The sequence below is a fragment of the Corynebacterium sp. Marseille-P3884 genome, assembly GCF_017942225.1.
Lineage (GTDB): Bacteria > Actinomycetota > Actinomycetes > Mycobacteriales > Mycobacteriaceae > Corynebacterium.
In genome coordinates this window covers 1-16856 of sequence record NZ_JAGKSD010000010.1, presented here as the reverse complement: position 1 = coordinate 16856, position 16856 = coordinate 1, and the positions used below count along the sequence as shown (strand labels likewise).

The 16856-nt window shown below is 62.8% G+C and carries 18 protein-coding genes, 1 rRNA gene, 1 other RNA gene and 1 riboswitch; of the genes, 13 read left to right on the top strand and 7 right to left on the bottom strand.

Going from position 1 to position 16856, the window contains the following annotated elements; genetic code table 11:
* Window position 1 precedes the first annotated feature (1 nt).
* The 3 genes from thiS to J5Y21_RS07340 are packed head-to-tail and all read right to left on the bottom strand — an operon-like array spanning window position 2 to window position 1754.
* The gene (thiS, locus tag J5Y21_RS07350) at window positions 2-202 is read right to left on the bottom strand and encodes a sulfur carrier protein ThiS (protein ID WP_210574095.1); all 201 of its coding nucleotides are present in this window, start codon (window positions 200-202) and stop codon (window positions 2-4) included.
* Window positions 202-1284: a glycine oxidase ThiO gene (gene thiO, locus J5Y21_RS07345; RefSeq protein ID WP_246875057.1), complete on the bottom strand. Its 1083-nt coding sequence runs from the start codon at window positions 1282-1284 to the stop codon at window positions 202-204. The genes thiS and thiO overlap by 1 nt, the downstream gene beginning before the upstream one ends.
* The gene (locus J5Y21_RS07340; RefSeq protein ID WP_210574093.1) at window positions 1281-1754 is read right to left on the bottom strand and encodes a hypothetical protein; all 474 of its coding nucleotides are present in this window, start codon (window positions 1752-1754) and stop codon (window positions 1281-1283) included. The genes thiO and J5Y21_RS07340 overlap by 4 nt, the downstream gene beginning before the upstream one ends.
* 79 nt (window positions 1755-1833) lie before the next feature.
* Between J5Y21_RS07340 and J5Y21_RS07335 the strand changes: the two genes are divergently transcribed.
* The 4 genes from J5Y21_RS07335 (at window position 1834) to J5Y21_RS07320 (ending at window position 5728) form a co-directional block, all read left to right on the top strand.
* Window positions 1834-2208 (top strand): ectoine synthase, encoded by a 375-nt coding sequence (locus J5Y21_RS07335; RefSeq protein ID WP_210574092.1) that lies wholly within the window; start codon window positions 1834-1836, stop codon window positions 2206-2208.
* A 2-nt stretch (window positions 2209-2210) separates the two neighbouring features.
* Window positions 2211-2819 carry a cation transporter gene (locus J5Y21_RS07330; protein WP_210574090.1) on the top strand — a complete coding sequence of 203 codons (609 nt, stop codon included), beginning with the start codon at window positions 2211-2213 and terminating at the stop codon, window positions 2817-2819.
* A 58-nt stretch (window positions 2820-2877) separates the two neighbouring features.
* Window positions 2878-4098, top strand: a complete 1221-nt coding sequence (locus tag J5Y21_RS07325) for an Nramp family divalent metal transporter (RefSeq protein ID WP_210574088.1) — start codon at window positions 2878-2880, stop codon at window positions 4096-4098.
* 361 nt (window positions 4099-4459) lie between these two features.
* Window positions 4460-5728 (top strand): HNH endonuclease signature motif containing protein, encoded by a 1269-nt coding sequence (locus J5Y21_RS07320; protein ID WP_210574086.1) that lies wholly within the window; start codon window positions 4460-4462, stop codon window positions 5726-5728.
* On the opposite strand, the gene J5Y21_RS07315 is transcribed toward J5Y21_RS07320, so the two are convergent.
* Window positions 5725-6375 (bottom strand): thiamine phosphate synthase, encoded by a 651-nt coding sequence (locus J5Y21_RS07315; RefSeq protein ID WP_210574084.1) that lies wholly within the window; start codon window positions 6373-6375, stop codon window positions 5725-5727. The two genes, J5Y21_RS07320 and J5Y21_RS07315, sit on opposite strands and share 4 nt — an antisense overlap.
* A 73-nt stretch (window positions 6376-6448) precedes the next feature.
* On the opposite strand from J5Y21_RS07315, the gene J5Y21_RS07310 reads away from it, so the two are divergent.
* Complete coding sequence (locus tag J5Y21_RS07310; RefSeq protein WP_210574082.1) at window positions 6449-7276, top strand: S1 family peptidase; 828 nt, start codon at window positions 6449-6451, stop codon at window positions 7274-7276.
* Here J5Y21_RS07310 and hisN read toward each other — a convergent pair.
* From hisN to thiC, 3 genes are all read right to left on the bottom strand, one after another.
* A complete protein-coding gene (gene hisN / locus J5Y21_RS07305) occupies window positions 7273-8055 on the bottom strand; it encodes a histidinol-phosphatase (protein ID WP_210574080.1) in 783 nt (260 codons plus the stop codon). The two genes, J5Y21_RS07310 and hisN, sit on opposite strands and share 4 nt — an antisense overlap.
* On the bottom strand, window positions 8048-8866 hold the full coding sequence (locus tag J5Y21_RS07300; RefSeq protein WP_210574078.1) for an inositol monophosphatase family protein: 819 nt from the start codon (window positions 8864-8866) through the stop codon (window positions 8048-8050). Before J5Y21_RS07300 ends, hisN begins: the two co-directional genes overlap by 8 nt.
* A complete protein-coding gene (gene thiC, locus J5Y21_RS07295) occupies window positions 8866-10653 on the bottom strand; it encodes a phosphomethylpyrimidine synthase ThiC (RefSeq protein ID WP_210574075.1) in 1788 nt (595 codons plus the stop codon). Before thiC ends, J5Y21_RS07300 begins: the two co-directional genes overlap by 1 nt.
* A riboswitch (TPP riboswitch) is annotated at window positions 10651-10767 on the bottom strand. (Overlaps the previous gene by 3 nt.)
* 66 nt (window positions 10768-10833) lie before the next feature.
* Between thiC and prfB the strand changes: the two genes are divergently transcribed.
* From prfB to J5Y21_RS07255, 8 genes are all read left to right on the top strand, one after another.
* Window positions 10834-11940, top strand: a complete 1107-nt coding sequence (gene prfB / locus J5Y21_RS07290) for a peptide chain release factor 2 (protein WP_210574073.1) — start codon at window positions 10834-10836, stop codon at window positions 11938-11940.
* Between the two features lie 83 nt (window positions 11941-12023).
* Complete coding sequence (gene ftsE / locus J5Y21_RS07285; RefSeq protein ID WP_210574071.1) at window positions 12024-12716, top strand: cell division ATP-binding protein FtsE; 693 nt, start codon at window positions 12024-12026, stop codon at window positions 12714-12716.
* A 2-nt stretch (window positions 12717-12718) separates the two neighbouring features.
* Window positions 12719-13621, top strand: a complete 903-nt coding sequence (gene ftsX, locus J5Y21_RS07280; RefSeq protein ID WP_210574069.1) for a permease-like cell division protein FtsX — start codon at window positions 12719-12721, stop codon at window positions 13619-13621.
* Between the two features lie 10 nt (window positions 13622-13631).
* Complete coding sequence (gene smpB, locus J5Y21_RS07275) at window positions 13632-14120, top strand: SsrA-binding protein SmpB (RefSeq protein ID WP_210574067.1); 489 nt, start codon at window positions 13632-13634, stop codon at window positions 14118-14120.
* Window positions 14117-14764: an SDR family oxidoreductase gene (locus J5Y21_RS07270; protein ID WP_210574065.1), complete on the top strand. Its 648-nt coding sequence runs from the start codon at window positions 14117-14119 to the stop codon at window positions 14762-14764. Before smpB ends, J5Y21_RS07270 begins: the two co-directional genes overlap by 4 nt.
* A 70-nt stretch (window positions 14765-14834) precedes the next feature.
* Window positions 14835-15217: a transfer-messenger RNA gene (gene ssrA, locus J5Y21_RS07265) on the top strand.
* A gap of 65 nt (window positions 15218-15282) precedes the next feature.
* Window positions 15283-16146 carry an ABC transporter substrate-binding protein gene (locus J5Y21_RS07260; RefSeq protein ID WP_210574064.1) on the top strand — a complete coding sequence of 288 codons (864 nt, stop codon included), beginning with the start codon at window positions 15283-15285 and terminating at the stop codon, window positions 16144-16146.
* 586 nt (window positions 16147-16732) lie between these two features.
* Window positions 16733-16856, top strand: a 16S ribosomal RNA gene (locus J5Y21_RS07255); the annotation flags it as partial.

Genomic DNA, 16856 nt, shown 5'->3' with positions numbered 1-16856 from the left:
GCTAGCCTCCCTGCACGGCGGTGAGGATGTCTACCTGGGCGCCGTCGTCAAGCTTTGTCGTCTCCCACTCGGAGCGCGGAACGACATCGCCGTCGACCGCGACGGCCGTGCCCGCGGGTACCTCGCCGAGACGCTCGCGCAGAAGCTTATCGACGCTTCCTGCCTCCGTCGTGATTTCTTCATCGTTGACGATCAGCTGCATTAGTTCCTCCTTGAATGACGCAGGGGATCACAGGCTTCCAACTCTACGGGTGGCTGTGCACCTTCGACCAGCGCGGCCCCGCACTTCGCGCCCATGGCGGCGAGCAGAATGCCGTGGCGGAAATAGCCGGTGGACACCACGACGCGGTCGCTGACCCGGCCGAGATACGGCAGGTCATCCGGCGAACCGGGGCGCGCGCCGACGTGCGTTTCGATGAAATCGCAATCCTCAATGCCGGGCACGATCTCGCTGGCGTCGCGCAGCAGTTGCAGCACGCCGCCCGCTTGAGGTTGCGCCCGATCGTCCTCGCGCGTCGTCGCCCCGATCGTGAGCGTGCCGTCCTCGCGCGGAATCAGATAAATCGGCCGGTCTTCGACGAAACCGCGAATCACATGGTCGATCAGCGGCCGCTGATGCTCCGGCACGCGCAGCTCCACCATGTCGCCGTAGACCGGGCGCAGCTTCAGCGGATTCTCGCCGTCGAACCAGCCCGTCGTCTCGCGCGCGCCGAGCCCGTTGGCCAGCACGACCTGCTCGGCGTCGACGTCGTTGACATCTTTCACGGCCTCCGCCACGAACTCGACACCGGCGTTGGCGCACGCATCCTGCAGGGCGTTAGCGAACAGCCGTGGACGGACCTGGTGGTCGCCGGGGATATGCACGGCACCGCTTATCGACGGCGCCAGCGCGCCCTCCAGCTTCCGCGCCTCCCGCGTAGTGACTCTCTCCGTGGTCATCCCGTGGAGCTCCTGGTAGGCCTGCAATTCCTCCAGGTGCGTCTTGTCAGCCCGGTCTTTCGCCACCACCAGCGTTCCGTCAGTGCGGTAGCCAGTGGGGGAGTCCGTGTACTTCTGTGTGAGCTCGATCAGCTCCGGGTACCACTTTCCGGCCGCGATCATCAGCGGAAACAGCGGGTCCTGCTTGTACACCACCTCTGCCGCCGGTGCGAGCATCCCGCCCGCGTGCCAGGTCGCGCCGCTGGCAGGCTCCGGGTCGTACACCGTGACGGAGTGGCCGCCGTCGGCGAGACGAAGCGCCGTCGATAAGCCGATAATGCCCCCGCCGATTACTGCAACCTTCATGCTTTCCTTCTTTGCTGCCATTTATCGATCGCCCACCAGAACAACGGAATGAAAGCGACCGCGATGATCCAGTAGATCAACCAGAAACTGCCCGCAAGACCCGTGAGCGTGATCATCGCCGCCAAAATCACGATCGTGATCACGCATGCGATGACACAACGGGTGAGGTCGAATCCCTTGCCGCTCACGTCCGAAGTGCCACGCCACTTGTGGTCCATTGCCTGGATGAGGTCCTTGCCAAAAGCGATGGCGAAAACCGCATAGAACGCGCCGAGCCCATGAAAGAAATTTGCCCAGCGCATGTCCGCGATGCTCCAAAACGTGTAGATGAGTAGCACGAAATTGATCGGGATGGTGGCTACCAGCAGGGCGTATCCCGTTTTTGGGAGCCTGAACACGTAGCGCAGGGCCATCCCGCCGAACAAGCAGAGCCAGTACGCGATCTCCGCGAGAATGATGGCAAGGATCATGATCCCGACCATACGCGCCTCGCCGTACACGAAATTCCTTTAGCGTGGATAGAGCAACCGATTTAGTTAAGGAGAGTTTATGTTTATTCGTTCCCGTGACGATGTCGAGACTGTTGAGTGGGGTGGCGGCACCTCCGAGCGCCTGCTGACCGCCAAGGACAATATGGGTTATGCCGTTGCTCACACCGTCGTGCGTGCCGGCACCGAGTCGAAGCTGCAGTACCGCAACCACCTCGAGGCCTGCTACTGCATCGGCGGCTCCGGCGAGGTTGAGGACACTGAGGGCAATGTCTACCCGATCACCCCGGGCACCTTTTACGTCCTCGACGAGCACGACGCCCACTACCTGCGCGGCGGTAAGGACGAGGACCTGATCCTGGTCTCCGTGTTCAACCCGGCGATCACCGGCGATGAGAAGCATTCCCTGTCTGAGGATGGCTTTAGCTCCTACTAAACATGACTGAACAGCGTATTCGCCGCGCCGTTCTGATCGTGGCGCTGCTGAACTTCGGCTATTTCTTCGTCGAGTTCGCAGCGGCCATCGCGATCGGATCGGCGTCTCTTTTTGCCGACTCGGCGGACTTCCTCGAGGACACCGCAATCAACATGCTGGTGTTCTTCGCGGTGGCGTGGTCGGCGGCGCGCCGTCGTAGAGCGGGCTCCGTGCTCGCCGCCCTGATCCTGATCCCCGCGATCGCCGCGATCGTGACCGTCGTGCTCAAGATCGTGAACCCGGAGCCACCCTCGCCTGAGGGGCTGACCGGTGTGGCTGTAGGCGCGCTCGCGGTGAACCTGATCTGCGCCGTGATCTTGCTGCGCCTGCGCAACGAAGGGTCCTCCCTGGCCACCGGCGCATGGCTCGCCGCGCGTAACGACGCGTTGGCCAACATCCTCATCATCGTCGCCGGCCTGCTCACTTTCGTGTGGGCGACTGGCTGGTTCGACATCATCGTCGGCGCGATTATTGCCGCCGTGAACTTGTCTGCCGCCAAGGAAGTGTGGGAAGAATCCCGCGAGGAGCACGACTCGGTCGAGGAAGCTTTCGCGGATATGGAGGACTGCTGACACTTTCTCACATAAAGTGATGTGGAGCACATGTCACTAGCGATAGGAGACAGGTCTCATGTCCACCGCCAAGAAACAACGCTCCGCATGGCTCGGCCCCGGGCTTCTCATCAGTGCCTCATTCATCGGGCCGGGCACCGTCACCACCGCCACAGTCACTGGCGCAAGTTTCGGCTTCGCGCTGAGCTGGGCGATCGTGTTTTCCATCATCGCCACGATCATCCTGCAGGAAATGTCCGCCCGCCTGGGATTGATGGGCAAAATAAGCACGGGCGAAGCGATGCGCGCGACCTTCGAATCGCCCGTGGCCAAGCTCTTCATGATCGTGCTCATTGTCACGGCCATCGGCATCGGCGGCGCGGCGTACGCGGGTGGCGACACGACGGGCACAGCACTCGCGCTTAGCGACGTGACCCACCTTCCAGTCCCCGTCCTCTCCGGCATCATCGCCGCTGTGCTCGTCCTGCTGCTGCTCACTGGCAGTTATAAATTCTTCGAGCGCTTCATGACTGCGCTGGTGATCATTCTTGTCGGCGTCTTCCTCGTCACCGCTGTGGCCGTGAAGCCCGATGTTGGCGCGCTTCTCCACGGCATCTTCGTTCCCGAAGTGCCCGCTGGGGCAGCCTTGACCGCCATCGCTCTGATTGGCACCACGGTCGTTCCGTACAACGTTTTCCTCCATTCCAACCTGGTGCAGGAGAAATGGGGCAATGAACCGCAGGACCTTGCTATGAAGAAGGCGCGCGTGGACAACGTCGTCTCGATCTCCATCGGCGGCCTGATCACGCTGGCCATTCTCACCACCGCCGCGACCGTGATGTTCAGCCAGGGTTTGGAGGCTGAGTCTGCCGCCGACCTCGCCGACCCCCTTCGCCCCATGCTTGGCGACGTCGCCCCCTGGGTCCTTGCCATCGGCCTCTTTGCCGCCGGCATGACCTCTGCCGTCGCCGGCCCCCTTGGCGCCGCCTACGCCATCTGCGGAGTCATGGGCTGGTCCCGTGACCTGACAGACAACAAATTCCGCGCCATCTACCTCACTGTTGTTATCGTCGGCGCCATCATTGCCATCACCGGCGTCAACCCAGTGCAGGTCATCATCCTTGCCCAGGCCGCCAACGGCATCCTCCTGCCCGTTGTCGCCTTCTTCCTGCTCTACACCATGAACAACAAGAAGCTCCTCGGCGATCACGTCAACGGCCTAGTGACCAACATCATCGGCGGCATCATTTTCGTGATTACCGTCGTCCTTGGAGGCATGACGCTTATCGACTTGTTCTAGTGCTCTAGGGGGTCTCAAATCCGCAGGGACTCCGCAGTGCGGAGTTTTAGGGGGTGCTGGCGTGGGTAGGCGTTTGTGAAACCGCAGGGACTCCGCAGTGCGGAGTTTTAGGGGGTGCTGGCGTCGATAGGCGTTTGTGAAACTGCAGGGACTCCGCAGTGCGGAGTCGGGGGCGGTGCCGCACGTCGGCGTTTTAAAGGGGTTGTTTGGGGCGTCGATAAGCGCTTTGCAAACGTGCAGGAACTCCGCACTGCGGAGTCTCTGACCAGGTATGTTCGAACGCTTGTGCGAGTGTGTCCAAGTCGTTTTGTATGGTTCGTTTAACAAAAGCAAACAACCATTGGGGGGAATCATGTTGGTGATGGAAGCAGGGTCCGAGCTGAGGGCTGAAGTGCTGGCCGAAGAGATTGTTGATAGGTATCGCTCGATGATGCGTTCGAAGGCTGGTCTCTTGGAGATGATCGGGGAGTTCGACCGTCGCAGTCTCGCACAGGAATGTGGGGCGTCCAGCACGGCGACGTGGCTGATGCGCCGTCTGGGGATCTCTGAGTCGTCGGCGCACGAGTATGTGTACGTGGCGCGGCAGCTGCTGAATTTTCCGTATCTGGCGGAGATGTTCGCAGCGGGGAACTTGAGCTACTCGGCGCTGCGGCTGTTGCTCAAGTATCTCACGCCTGAGAATGAGGTTGAGCTGGTGGAAAAGGGGATGGAGCTGGGACATAACGGCCTGGAATGCGCGCTGGCCGGACGTGAAAAGGCCGGAGGTGATAAGCCGAAAAAGGAGTACTACCTGCGGATGGCGAAGGAAGACGACGGGGACCTGACGCTTTGGGCGCGGCTCAATCACGTCGACGGGGATGCCTTCTGCGCCGCGCTGAAGATCGGGCATCTCGCATTCGCGGCGAACGAGGAGGAGCTGACCTCGCTCATCGGGGAGGACGGATACGTCGACCCGGCCAAGCTGGATGCCCTCATCAAGGCGAAGGAGGAGGAAGAGGAGAAGATGCAGGCCAAGAAGGACGTTTCGGGCTTCGGTTTGCCGACGGGGCGTGCGATGGTCCACGCGCTGATGGGCATGGTCAACGCGGTCAGGTCGCAACCGCAGAGCAAGCTCCGGGCGCCGGGCGCGCAGGTCAGCGTGATGGCGACACTGGATGGCCGAGCGTACCTTCCCAATAATGCAGGGGTGGCGTCGGAGGGGCTGGCGAACCTCGTCGCCAACGCGCTGGTGCGCCTGGACACGGTCGATGACCGCGGATTGATCATTAACGCGGGGCGTTCGACGCGTTTGGCAACGGATGGGCAGATCCGCTCCCTGCTGGCCATGTGGGGCGGGCAGTGCGCGATGCCGGGATGCACGCACACGCGCTTCATGGAATTCCACCACATGCAGGAATGGGCCAATGGTGGCCTGACGGACATGGACAACCTCATCCCGCTGTGCTCTGCGTGCCACTCGCTGGTCACGGAGGGCTATGCCGAAATCACCCGTCACGGAGACGAGATCGTCTTCGACTTCGGGGACGGCAGCCGCTACGTGTCCTACAACCACTCGCTGCCGGTCAGGAATGACTCCTACATGATGCCGAAGGTGGAGAAGCGCGGATGTGCCGACAGTTTCGCGAGTTAGCTGCGGCCGCGGTCGACGCTGGCCACCACGTGCTCAACGTAGTCGCGCGGATCCTCGGCGTTCATGATGCCGCGGACGATGGCGACGCCGTCGACGCCGGTGCGGGCGAGGTCCTCGGCATCGTCGACGGTGACATCGCCGATGGCGACGATGGGCAGCTCCGATGCTGCGACGAGGGCGGGGTAGCCGTCGAGGCCCAGGGGAGCGCGGCCCGAGTCCTTGGTCGGGGTGTCGCGGAAGGGCCCGGCACCGATGTAGTCGATGACATCGGAGAAGTCGTTGGCGGCTTCGACCAGCTCCAGGGTGCCAGTGGTCAGGCCGATGATGGCATCGGGGCCGAGCAGGTCGCGAGCAATGCGGGGGTTCAGGTCGTCCTGGCCGATGTGGACACCGGCGACACCGTGAGGGGCGAGGGCGAGGGCGACGTCAACGCGGTCGTCGATAAGCACGCGCGTGGCGGGGTTGACCTCGTGCACGGCGGTGACCACGGACAAACCGAGGTCGTACAGATCGCGTGCGCTGATGGGTTTGCTGCGCACCTGGATGATGCCGACACCGCCCTGGGCGGCGGCGCGGGCGGTCTCCACGATCTGGTCGGGGGCACCGGCGCCGGTAACGAAATAGCAGCGGAGGTCGAGTTCGGTCATGTGCGCCATTGTAGGGACACACCCGTACGGTACGGTTTGTCTATTCAGATCCTCTCGGAGAAGGGACGACCACATGAAGATCCGGGCTTTGGCGGCAGCGGCGTTAGCTGCGCTGGCTCTGGTAGCTGCACCACAGGCGAATGCGCAGGTCGACCCGAATTACCAGTGGCGAACGGACCCGGCGGCAAAGGTACTGGCGGGCAAGCCGTTCGCGCCGGGTGTGCTGCACCGCGTGCCGGGCTCGTGGTTCGACGCACAGCGGGCGAACCCGGGTGCGAAGCATGCGGCATCGCGCGGGCGTGCGCTGTACGGCCCGGGCGCGCCGATCTACGTCGGGCTGTACGGCATGTGCACGGTCGCGGCGGTCGGCACCGACGGTGCGGGGCGCAAGGTGGCGCTCACCGCGGGGCACTGCGGCAACGTCGGCGACCAGGTGGTCGCGTCAGATTCGTTCGCGGCGGGCCCGACGGGCCGGGTCGCGCGGAAGAACGGGGCGATGGACTACGCGGTGATCGAGCTCGGCCCGCGCGCGGACTTGACGGCGAGTTACAACGGCACGACGATCCGCTCGACGGGCGGGTCGGTGCGCACCGGCGACCAGCTGTGCAAGAACGGCTACGCGTCGGGTGTGACCTGCGGAATCAACTGGATGACGGACGGCGTGCGCCAGCAGTCGCAGGTCTGCGCGATGGCGGGCGATTCGGGCGCGCCGCTGTATTCCGGCACGCGCCTGGTCGGGCTGGTCAACGGCTCCTCGATCCCGCGGAATGCGAACCTGCAGTGCATGAGCCCGCTGCAGGGGCCGATCCACTCGCCGACGGTGTCCACGAGCATCGACGCGATCATCCGCGACCTCAACGCCGCGCCGGGAGTGGGCAACGGCTTCCGCCTCGCGCGCTAGCTGAGGCGGCCGAGTACCTCGTCGTGCAGCAGGCCGTTAGTGGCCACGGCACCGCCGCCGTGCGGGCCGTCCTCGCCAGCAAGCGAGGTGAAGCGGCCGCCGGCCTCAGTCACGAGGACGGACAGGGCGGCCAGGTCCCAGAGGGAAACCTCAGGTTCGGCGGCGATGTCCACGGCGCCTTCGGCGACGAGGCAGTAAGAGAAGAAATCGCCGTAGCCGCGCAGGCGCCACGCATCGTCGGTGAGCGAAATCAGCTGGTCACGCAACCCGCGGTCGCGCCAGCCGCTCAAGGAAGAGATGCTTATCGACGCATCCGCCAGCCCCGGAACCCCCGAGACCCCCAGCCGGGTGACGCTTCCGTCGGCGAATGTGCGCCACGCACCGGCGGCCTCACTGGCGTACCAGCGGCGTGCCAGGGCAGGGGCGCTGATGACGCCGACGACGGGCTTGCCGTCCTCAAGCAGGGAGATGAGTGTCGCCCACACGGGCACGCCGCGGACGAAATTCTTGGTGCCGTCGATCGGGTCGATGACCCATTGGCGGCCGGAGAACTGCACGTCGCCGCCGAATTCTTCGCCGAGGACGGCGTCGGCGGGGCGGGCGGTGCCGAGTTTGTCGCGCAGCGCGCTCTCGACTGCCACATCAGCGTCGGAAACGGGGGTCATGTCGGGCTTGGTATCCACCTTCAGGTCGGCGGATTCGAAGCGCTCGAGAGTTATTGCGTCGGCAAGCTCAGCCAGTTCGAGGGCGAGGGCGAGGTCGTCGGAGTAGTTAGCCATGCTGTTCAAGCTTAGCCAGCACTTCGTCGACGAGCTGGCGGTTTCCGGCAACGCACCATGTGACCCCGCCGGCATCGGCCTTCACTGCCTTGCCACCGGCAGCCTCAACGAGTGCTTTGCCGGGCAGCCAATCCCAGTCGGCGACAGAGTGCTGCAGCCAGCCGCCGATCCCGCCAGATGCGACGGTCGCCAGGTCGATGGAGCCGGCACCGAACATGCGCACGGTGGCAGCACAGTTGGTGGCGTCCAGCCACGCGTTCCGGATGGCTTCGTCTTTCATCGACGTGGGGTGGAGGTAGGTGGCGAGCGCCAGGTGGGGCAGCGGGGCGTCGATAAGCTGCTCGAGCGTGCGGCCGTTCCGTGTCGCGGTGCCGTTGTCTGCGACCCACGTCGTGGCAAGTGCGGGGCGGTGAATCGCGCTGGTCAGAATGCGCGAAGGGTCGCCGGCCTCGCCCTCGACGAGCGCGAGCGCGGAGCAGAAATAATCGGAGCCCGACGCGAAGTTGTAGGTGCCGTCCACCGGGTCGATCACCCACGTGCGCCCGCTTGTCGACGCCTTCGCCGCGCCCTCTTCGCCCACGATTCCGTCCTCGGGGCGCAGGGCCTCGAGTGCTCCCGCGACGAAGTCCTCGGCGGCCGTGTCGGCGTTGGTGACAACGTCGGACACGGAGGTCTTCTGGCCGGTCTCGAGGCCTTCGTCGCGCATGCTCAGCGCCAGGCCCCCGGCTGTCTCGACAAGGGCTCGGGCGAGCTCGGCGTCAGTGGAATTGCGGTGCGAATCAATGAAAGCTGCGGTAGACACAGCCGCCATTATTCCTGAACGTAGACATTCGAGCCGAGCTTGTGGAATTCCTTGGCCATTTCGCGCTCGCCGCGGCGGTAGTCGGTGCCGCCGGCGAAGCTCGGGATGCCCAGATCGGCGATGAGCTTCTTGTTCTTGTCGTCCAGGGCCTCGTCGATCGCATCGCCGAATTCGTCGCGGATGTCCTGGCTGATGCGCATCGAGCAGAACTTCGGGCCGCACATCGAGCAGAAGTGCGCGGTCTTGGCGGGCTCAGCGGGAAGCGTCTCGTCGTGGTACGCCTGCGCGGTCTCCGGGTCGAGGGAGAGCGCGAACTGGTCGTGCCAGCGGAACTCGAAGCGAGCCTTGCTCATCGCGTCGTCCCAGTCGCGCGCACCCGGGTGGCCCTTCGCCACATCGGCGGCGTGGGCGGCGATCTTGTAGGTGATCACGCCGGTTTTCACATCGTCCTTATTCGGCAGGCCGAGGTGCTCTTTCGGGGTGACGTAGCACAGCATTGCGGTGCCGCCCATGGCGATATTGGCAGCGCCGATCGCAGAGGTGATGTGGTCGTAGCCGGGAGCGATATCGGTGACCAAGGGGCCGAGAGTGTAGAAGGGGGCGCCGCCGCACCATTCTTCTTCCTTCTCGTTGTTCACCTGGATCATGTTCAGTGGGACGTGGCCGGGGCCCTCGATCATCACCTGGACATCGTGGTCCCAGGCGCGCTTGCACAGCTCGCCAATGGTCTTGAGCTCCGCGAACTGGGCGGCGTCGTTGGCGTCGGCGACGGAGCCGGGGCGCAGGCCGTCGCCAAGCGAGAATGCGATGTCGTACTGCGCGAAAATCTCGCACAGCTCGTCGAAATTCTCGTAGAGGAAGGACTCCTTGTGGTGGGCGAGGCACCAGCCGGCCATGATGGAGCCGCCGCGGGAGACGATGCCGGTGACGCGTTTCGACGTCAGCGGGACGTACGGCAAGCGCACACCCGCGTGGACGGTCATGTAGTCGACGCCCTGCTCAGCCTGCTCGATGACGGTGTCGCGGAAGATCTCCCACGTCAGGTCCTCGGCGACGCCGCCGACCTTCTCCAGCGCCTGGTAGATCGGCACGGTGCCGATCGGGACAGGGGAGTTACGCAGGATCCACTCGCGGGTGGTGTGGATGTCGTTGCCGGTGGACAGGTCCATCACGGTGTCCGCGCCCCAGCGGGTGGCCCAGCGCAGTTTGTCCACTTCCTCGCGGATCGAAGAGGTGACGGCCGAGTTGCCGATATTGGCGTTGATCTTGGTCAAAAACGCATTGCCGATGATCATCGGCTCGGACTCGGGGTGGTTGATGTTGTTCGGAATGATCGCGCGACCGGCAGCGACTTCCTCGCGGACCTTCTCCGGGTCGCAGTGCTCGCGCAGCGCGACAAAACGCATCTCCGGGGTGATCTCGCCGCGGCGTGCATACGCCATCTGCGTGACACGCTTGCCGTCCTTCGCGCGCAGGGTCGGGCGGGTCGCGCCACGCCATTCCTCGCTGGCCGCGCCGCGCTTCATTGCGCGGGTGCCGTCGTCCTCGAGGTTCCGTGCACGCCCCTCATATGCTTCCACGTCGTCGCGCTCGGCGATCCATTCGCTGCGCAGGTCCGGCAGGCCCTCCTCCGGCTCGGCCCACGGGCCGCGGGTGCGGTACACGCGGAACGGCTCATTCGGACCAGTCGGGGAATCGTCCAGCTCAATCGCGGTTTCCGGAACTTCAAGACCGTCTTCGACAATCGGGGCGTACGAGTGCTTCGGGTGGATTTCAGACGCGTAAATATCAGCCATCAGCTGCTCCTTACTTCCTTCGCTGGTGCTAACCAGACAGGTTCGGACGGTGCTCGCACGGCTCAATATCAGTGCGATCTCAGCCCGCTGCCACGGGCGCCCGTGTGGGTGCGCCACACAGTGTAGGTCGTCTGGCGGCGGTTCGAAGGCGATTTACGAAGTCCACTAGACTTCGCACCTATGCAGCCAGAGACCAGCAACCGGATCCAGTCCCTCGACTCCACCCTGACCACCATCGAGTCGGTCATGGACCTTGACGAGATGGATTCGCGCGCCCGCGAGCTGGAGCAGCAGGCCGCCGACCCGAGCCTGTGGGACGACCCCGACCACGCGCAGACGGTGACCACGGAGCTATCCAACGTGCAGGCCAAACTGCGCAAAGTCACGGGCCTCCGCCAGCGGCTCGACGATCTTCCGGTCATGTACGAACTCGCGGAAGAAGAAGGCGACGCATCGCTTGCCGACGACGAACTGGCCGATCTGGAAACCCAGATCTCCGCTCTGGAAGTGACCACGATGCTGTCCGGCGAATACGACGAGCGCGAGGCAGTGGTGAATATCCGCTCCGGCGCTGGCGGTGTCGATGCCGCTGACTGGGCGGAAATGCTCATGCGCATGTACACCCGCTGGGCGGAGAAGAACGGCCACAAGGTCGACGTCTACGACATCTCCTACGCCGAGGAAGCCGGCATCAAGTCCGCGACCTTCGTCGTCCACGGCGAATACATGTACGGCCAGCTCTCTGTGGAGCAGGGTGCGCACCGCCTCGTGCGCATCTCGCCCTTCGACAACCAGGGCCGCCGCCAGACCTCGTTCGCTGAGGTGGAGGTTCTGCCGGTGGTGGAGCAGACAGAGCACATCGACATCCCCGACTCCGATATCCGCGTGGACGTCTACCGCTCCTCCGGTCCCGGAGGCCAGTCAGTCAACACCACCGACTCCGCCGTCCGCATCACTCACGAGCCCACCGGCATCGTGGTGACCTGCCAGAACGAGAAGTCCCAGATTCAGAACAAGGCCTCGGCCCTGAACGTCTTGCAGTCCAAGCTCCTGGAACTCAAACGCCAAGAGGAAAAGGCCGAGCTCGACGCTCTCGGCGCCGGCGGCAACGCCAGCTGGGGCAACCAGATGCGCTCGTACGTCCTGCACCCGTACCAGATGGTCAAAGACCTGCGTACCAACTACGAAGTCGGCGACCCACAGAAGGTCCTCGACGGCGACCTCGACGGGTTCCTCGAGGCCGGTATCCGCTGGCGCATGGCGGAGCAGCAGGGCGAAGAATCCTAAAATCCTGAACGTCACCTGAATCACCTGCGGGTTCCGCGAGTGGGATTTCCGTGCGACCCGCGTCTGTCACTAGAGTGGCGCGTGTGATCACTTTCTCGAATGTGACAAAGGTCTACCCGACGTCGACGCGGCCGGCGCTGGACGATATCTCGCTGACGATTGAAAATGGCGAGTTCGTCTTTCTGATCGGCCCGTCGGGCTCGGGCAAGTCGTCGTTTTTGGAGTTGTTGATCCGCGAGGAGAACGTGACCAGCGGTGACATCCACTTCGGCGACTTCCACGTCAACGAGCTGAAGGGCAAGGAGGTGAACAAGCTCCGCCAGTCCATCGGCTATGTCTTCCAGGATTTCCGGCTGCTGCCGAAGCTGAACGTGTACGACAATGTGGCGTTCGCGCTCGAAGTCATCGGTAAGCCGAAGGCGAAGATCAAGAAGCTGGTGCCGGAGGCACTGGAGATCGTCGGCCTGGACGCGAAGGCGAACCGCATGCCGAACGAGTTGTCCGGCGGCGAGCAGCAGCGCGTGGCTATCGCGCGTGCGTTCGTGGACCGTCCGCATCTTTTGCTTGCCGACGAGCCGACGGGCAACCTCGACCCGTCTACCGCCGACGACATCATGGCGCTGCTGGCACGCATCAACCGCATGGGCACGACCGTGATCATGTCCACCCATAATGCGCGTGCAGTCAATGACATGCGCAAACGTGTGATCGAGCTGCACCTGGGCAAGCTTGTTCGCGACGAGAGCCACGGCGTGTACGGAACTGTGGGGGCATAACTATGAATTGGAATTTCATCTTCCGTGAGGGCTTCCGCGGGCTGGGCCGCAACCTCACCATGACGATCGCGCTCATCATCACCACTGCGCTGTCTTTGGCGCTGGTCGGTGCGGGCATTCTCATGTCCAAGGTCACCAGCGAGACGAAGGACCTCTATCTCGACCGTGTGGAAGTGATGGTGGAGCTGAACGAGGAGATCTCGGCGGGGGACAAGGATTGTTCGTCGACAAGCTGTGCGGAAGTGCGCGACAAGCTGCAGGCGGATGACCGCGTCGAGTCCGTGACCTTCCGTAACCGCGAGCAGTCGTACGAGCGTTTCGCGGAGCTGTTCCAGGAATCCGACCCGGTGCTGGTGCAGGAGACCTCGAAGGATTCGATGCCGGCGGCGCTGCACGTGCGGCTGGAGGATCCGACGAATACCGAGCCGATCGACGCCGTGCGCGACATGCCGCAGGTGGAATACGTCGCTGACCAGGCCAGCGATGTCCGAGGTGTCGCTGACTCGCTCGATTCCTTCCGCAATGCGACATTCATCATTGCTGCGGCGCAGGCGCTGGCAGCCGCGTTCTTGATCGCGAATATGGTGCAGCTCGCCGCGTACAGCCGCCGCGAAGAGATCGGCATCATGCGCATGGTGGGCGCGACCCGCTGGTTCACGCAGGCGCCGTTCATTCTCGAGGCGCTGATCTCCGTGTTCATCGGCGCGGTCATTGCCACGGTGGGCGTGTGGGCGATCAAATCGCAGATCGTCGACCCGATGCTGGCGGGTGTGTACGAGAATCTGCTCATCGCGAAGCTTTCCGACGGCGCCGTGTGGACCGTCATGCCGCTTGTCGGCCTCGTCGCGCTTCTTGCTTCAGGTCTGGTCGCTCAGGTAGCGTTGCGCTCTTACGTGCGAAAGTAGGAGGTCAGGCATGGCGAAGAAAAAGAAGAAGGACGGTCCGGGCGTCATCGCGTCCAACCGCAAAGCTCGCCATGACTACAACATCCTCGAGACCTACGAGGCCGGCGTCGTCCTAGTGGGGACGGAAATCAAGTCCCTGCGCGACGGCAAGGCATCCCTTGTCGAGGCATTCGCGACTATCGATGACGGCGAAGTCTGGCTCCGCAACCTCCACATCCCCGAATATTCGATGGGGTCGTGGACGAACCACTCGCCGCGCCGCACCCGCAAGCTGTTGCTGCACCGTCGCGAGATCGACACGCTTGAAGGCAAGGTCCGCGACGGCAACCGCACTTTGGTCCCACTGAAGCTCTACCTCAAAGACGGTCGCGTCAAGGTCGAGCTCGGCCTCGCGCAAGGCAAGCAGGACTATGATCGCCGCCAGGACATCAAGAAACGCACCGAGGACCGCGAAATCGCGCGCGAACTCGGCCGCAAATTCAAGGGGATCAAGGCATGAAAACAGCCCTCATCACCGGCGCTTCCCGCGGCATCGGCCGTGCCATTGCCGAGGAGCTGGGCAAAGACCACCACATTCTGGTGGGGGCGTCGAAGGACGCGAGCGCGGTCGTCGATAAGCTTCCCAGCGCTGAGCCGTTCGAGGTCGACCTGCGCGACGAGCAGGCGATCGTCGAGGCCGCGCGCAGGATCGAGAATGTCGATATCGTCGTCCACGCAGCGGGCGTACTGCACAAGGCACCGTTCGACGAGCTCGACGCCGAGCAGTGGCGCGAGACCATGGACATCAACGTGCTCGCGCCCGTCACTCTCACGCGCGAGCTTTTGCCCGCTTTACGACGATCGCGTGGTCTTATCATCACCATCAACTCCGGCGCTGGCTTCCACGGTGTCGAAGAAAACACTGCGTACTGCGCCTCCAAATTCGCGCTTCGCGGCTTCACCGATGCCCTCCGCCTGGAGGAAAAAGGGAAGATCCGCGTGACCTCGATCCACCCGGGCCGCACCGACACGGACATGCTCGCCGACCCGAAGCACGGCGATCGCCCGAAGATGGACCCGGTGAACGTCGCGCGCGCTGTCCGCCTCGCCGTGGATGTCGACCCCGACACGGTAGTCGAATTCTTGCGCGTCGCACCTGCTTGACGTGCGGTATTGATCAGCGCTATTGTTATCTCTCCTGCGGTCAATGCATGATCCCGCCGCAGGACGCGAAGGGGATGACTTGGTTTCGACTTCGCCGACTAAACCAGGGGAAGCGTGCCGGTGCAGGCTGGAGACCACCGATTTGAAGCGTCGCAGCACTTGATAAACGCAGAGAAGAACTCTCAGCGTGACTACGCCCTCGCTGCCTAAGTAGCGACCGCGTGTCTGTCAGGCCGGGCTCGCTCCCGACCCGGATCCTGGCATCGACTAGGGAGCTTGCCCTCTCGCCGTGCCGGTGAGGCGCGGAGGGGACACCTTTTCACCGGCTGGGCCCGTCATCCGGACATGTTCGCCTGATCCGGAGGGTCGAGCAGAGATTCTGTGCGAACTGCGCACGGAGAAGCCCTGGTGCAGTGGCGAAGGACCCGGGTTCAATTCCCGGCATCTCCACAAAGCGATGAAACCGCTGGTCAGTAACGGCCGGCGGTTTTGTCGTTTCCGATAAGCTGTGCAGCGATATGAACCGAGCAATCTTTCGGGGAGCGGTGCTCCTCACTGCAGGCGCGCTGCTTGCCGCCTGCACAACGCCTGCCGATGAAACTCCAGTGGCGGAAGAAAACACCACGACCGCCACTGAAGCAAACACCGAATCCGTCGAGATCGAGGACAACGAGGGGGGCAAGACCGTGCCCGCTGCGCCAAAACGCGTTGTCGCGCAAGACGCCCGCTCCCGTGAGCTGCTCGAAGCGCTCGGCGTTGAGGTGCAGGATCCGCGCAGCGATGCCGACCTCGTCGTTGCCGGAACTGCTGATGGTGCTGCTGCCGAACGTCCGGATGCGGCGTTTGTCGATCTCACGCCCCGCGACGGCATCCCCCTCGACTGGGAGATGGTTCGGCAGATCCAGGTGCTGGGCACGATCTTCGGCAAAGAAGATGAAGCTGCCGAACTGGACAAGGAGTTCTCCGAAGCGCGTGGCCGTGCCATCGAAGCGCGTTCCGAGAAGTGGACCTTCTCAGCGCTGACCGTCAACGGGGAAGAGATGACTGTTCAACCAGCCGACGGCGATACGCTCTGGCAGCCGCTATTCGAGATGCTCGAACTCACACCCGCGTTGAAGCCGGAGGATCCCGCGGATATTCCTGCACTGGTGGAAGCAGAGCCGACGTTCCTCTTTGTAACGGAGACTCAGAAAGACATTGCTGCCGACGGGTATGTGCCGGCAATGCGCGCATTCGCCGGAACCGAAGAGTTGAAAGACATCTCCGCATTAGAAACGGGCCGTGTCTACATTGCACCACTGAACGTGCAGGACACAGCCTCGATCATCGCCTACACGCAGATATTCAACGAACTTGCGGATCATTGGTCCGACATGGGTTAAGACGTTTCAGCTATCGCATCATTCGTGCAGTTCAAAGGCCGCATTTGCATTCTGTAACCACTTAGGGTTAATGTTTTGATCCGTCGCCGCGAGACGTTAAGAACCGGTTAACGGGTCTGAACAGAAGGTGGCGGCGAGAAAAAATTGATATTGCGACAGAGTTGACATCAAATGTCAGCCTAAAGTAATGTCAGACAAGCCGCTAAGGCAGAGGGGCGAAAGTTCCGAAGCCGAGTGTGCGTGTGTTGTGTGAGAACTCGATAGTGTGCCAATGATTTTGTTTGGTTGGTTTGTGTGACTGTTTCATGCCCTTTTTTGTGGTGTGTGCTGGTCGGACGATGCCTGAACCATTGATGGGGTGTTGTTCGTCTGGTTGGTCGCATGGCTGATTGGATTTTTTGTTGTTGTCTTTTCTCCTCGTCGGAGGGGCAGCAATGTTTGATGGACCCTTTGTTGGGTTTGTTTAGTAATTTTTGGATTGCCAGGCCACGCTTTGTTGTGTGGTGTGGTTTGTTTTGGTTGGGTTTTGGGCTTTTCACGGCTCAGTAATCTTTTACTGATTGATGCTCACTTTAGGTGGGTGTTTTTTGTGGAGAGTTTGATCCTGGCTCAGGATGAACGCTGGCGGCGTGCTTAACACATGCAAGTCGAACGGAAAGGCTCCTGCTTGCAGGGGTACTCGAGTGGCGAACGGGTGAGTAACACGTGGG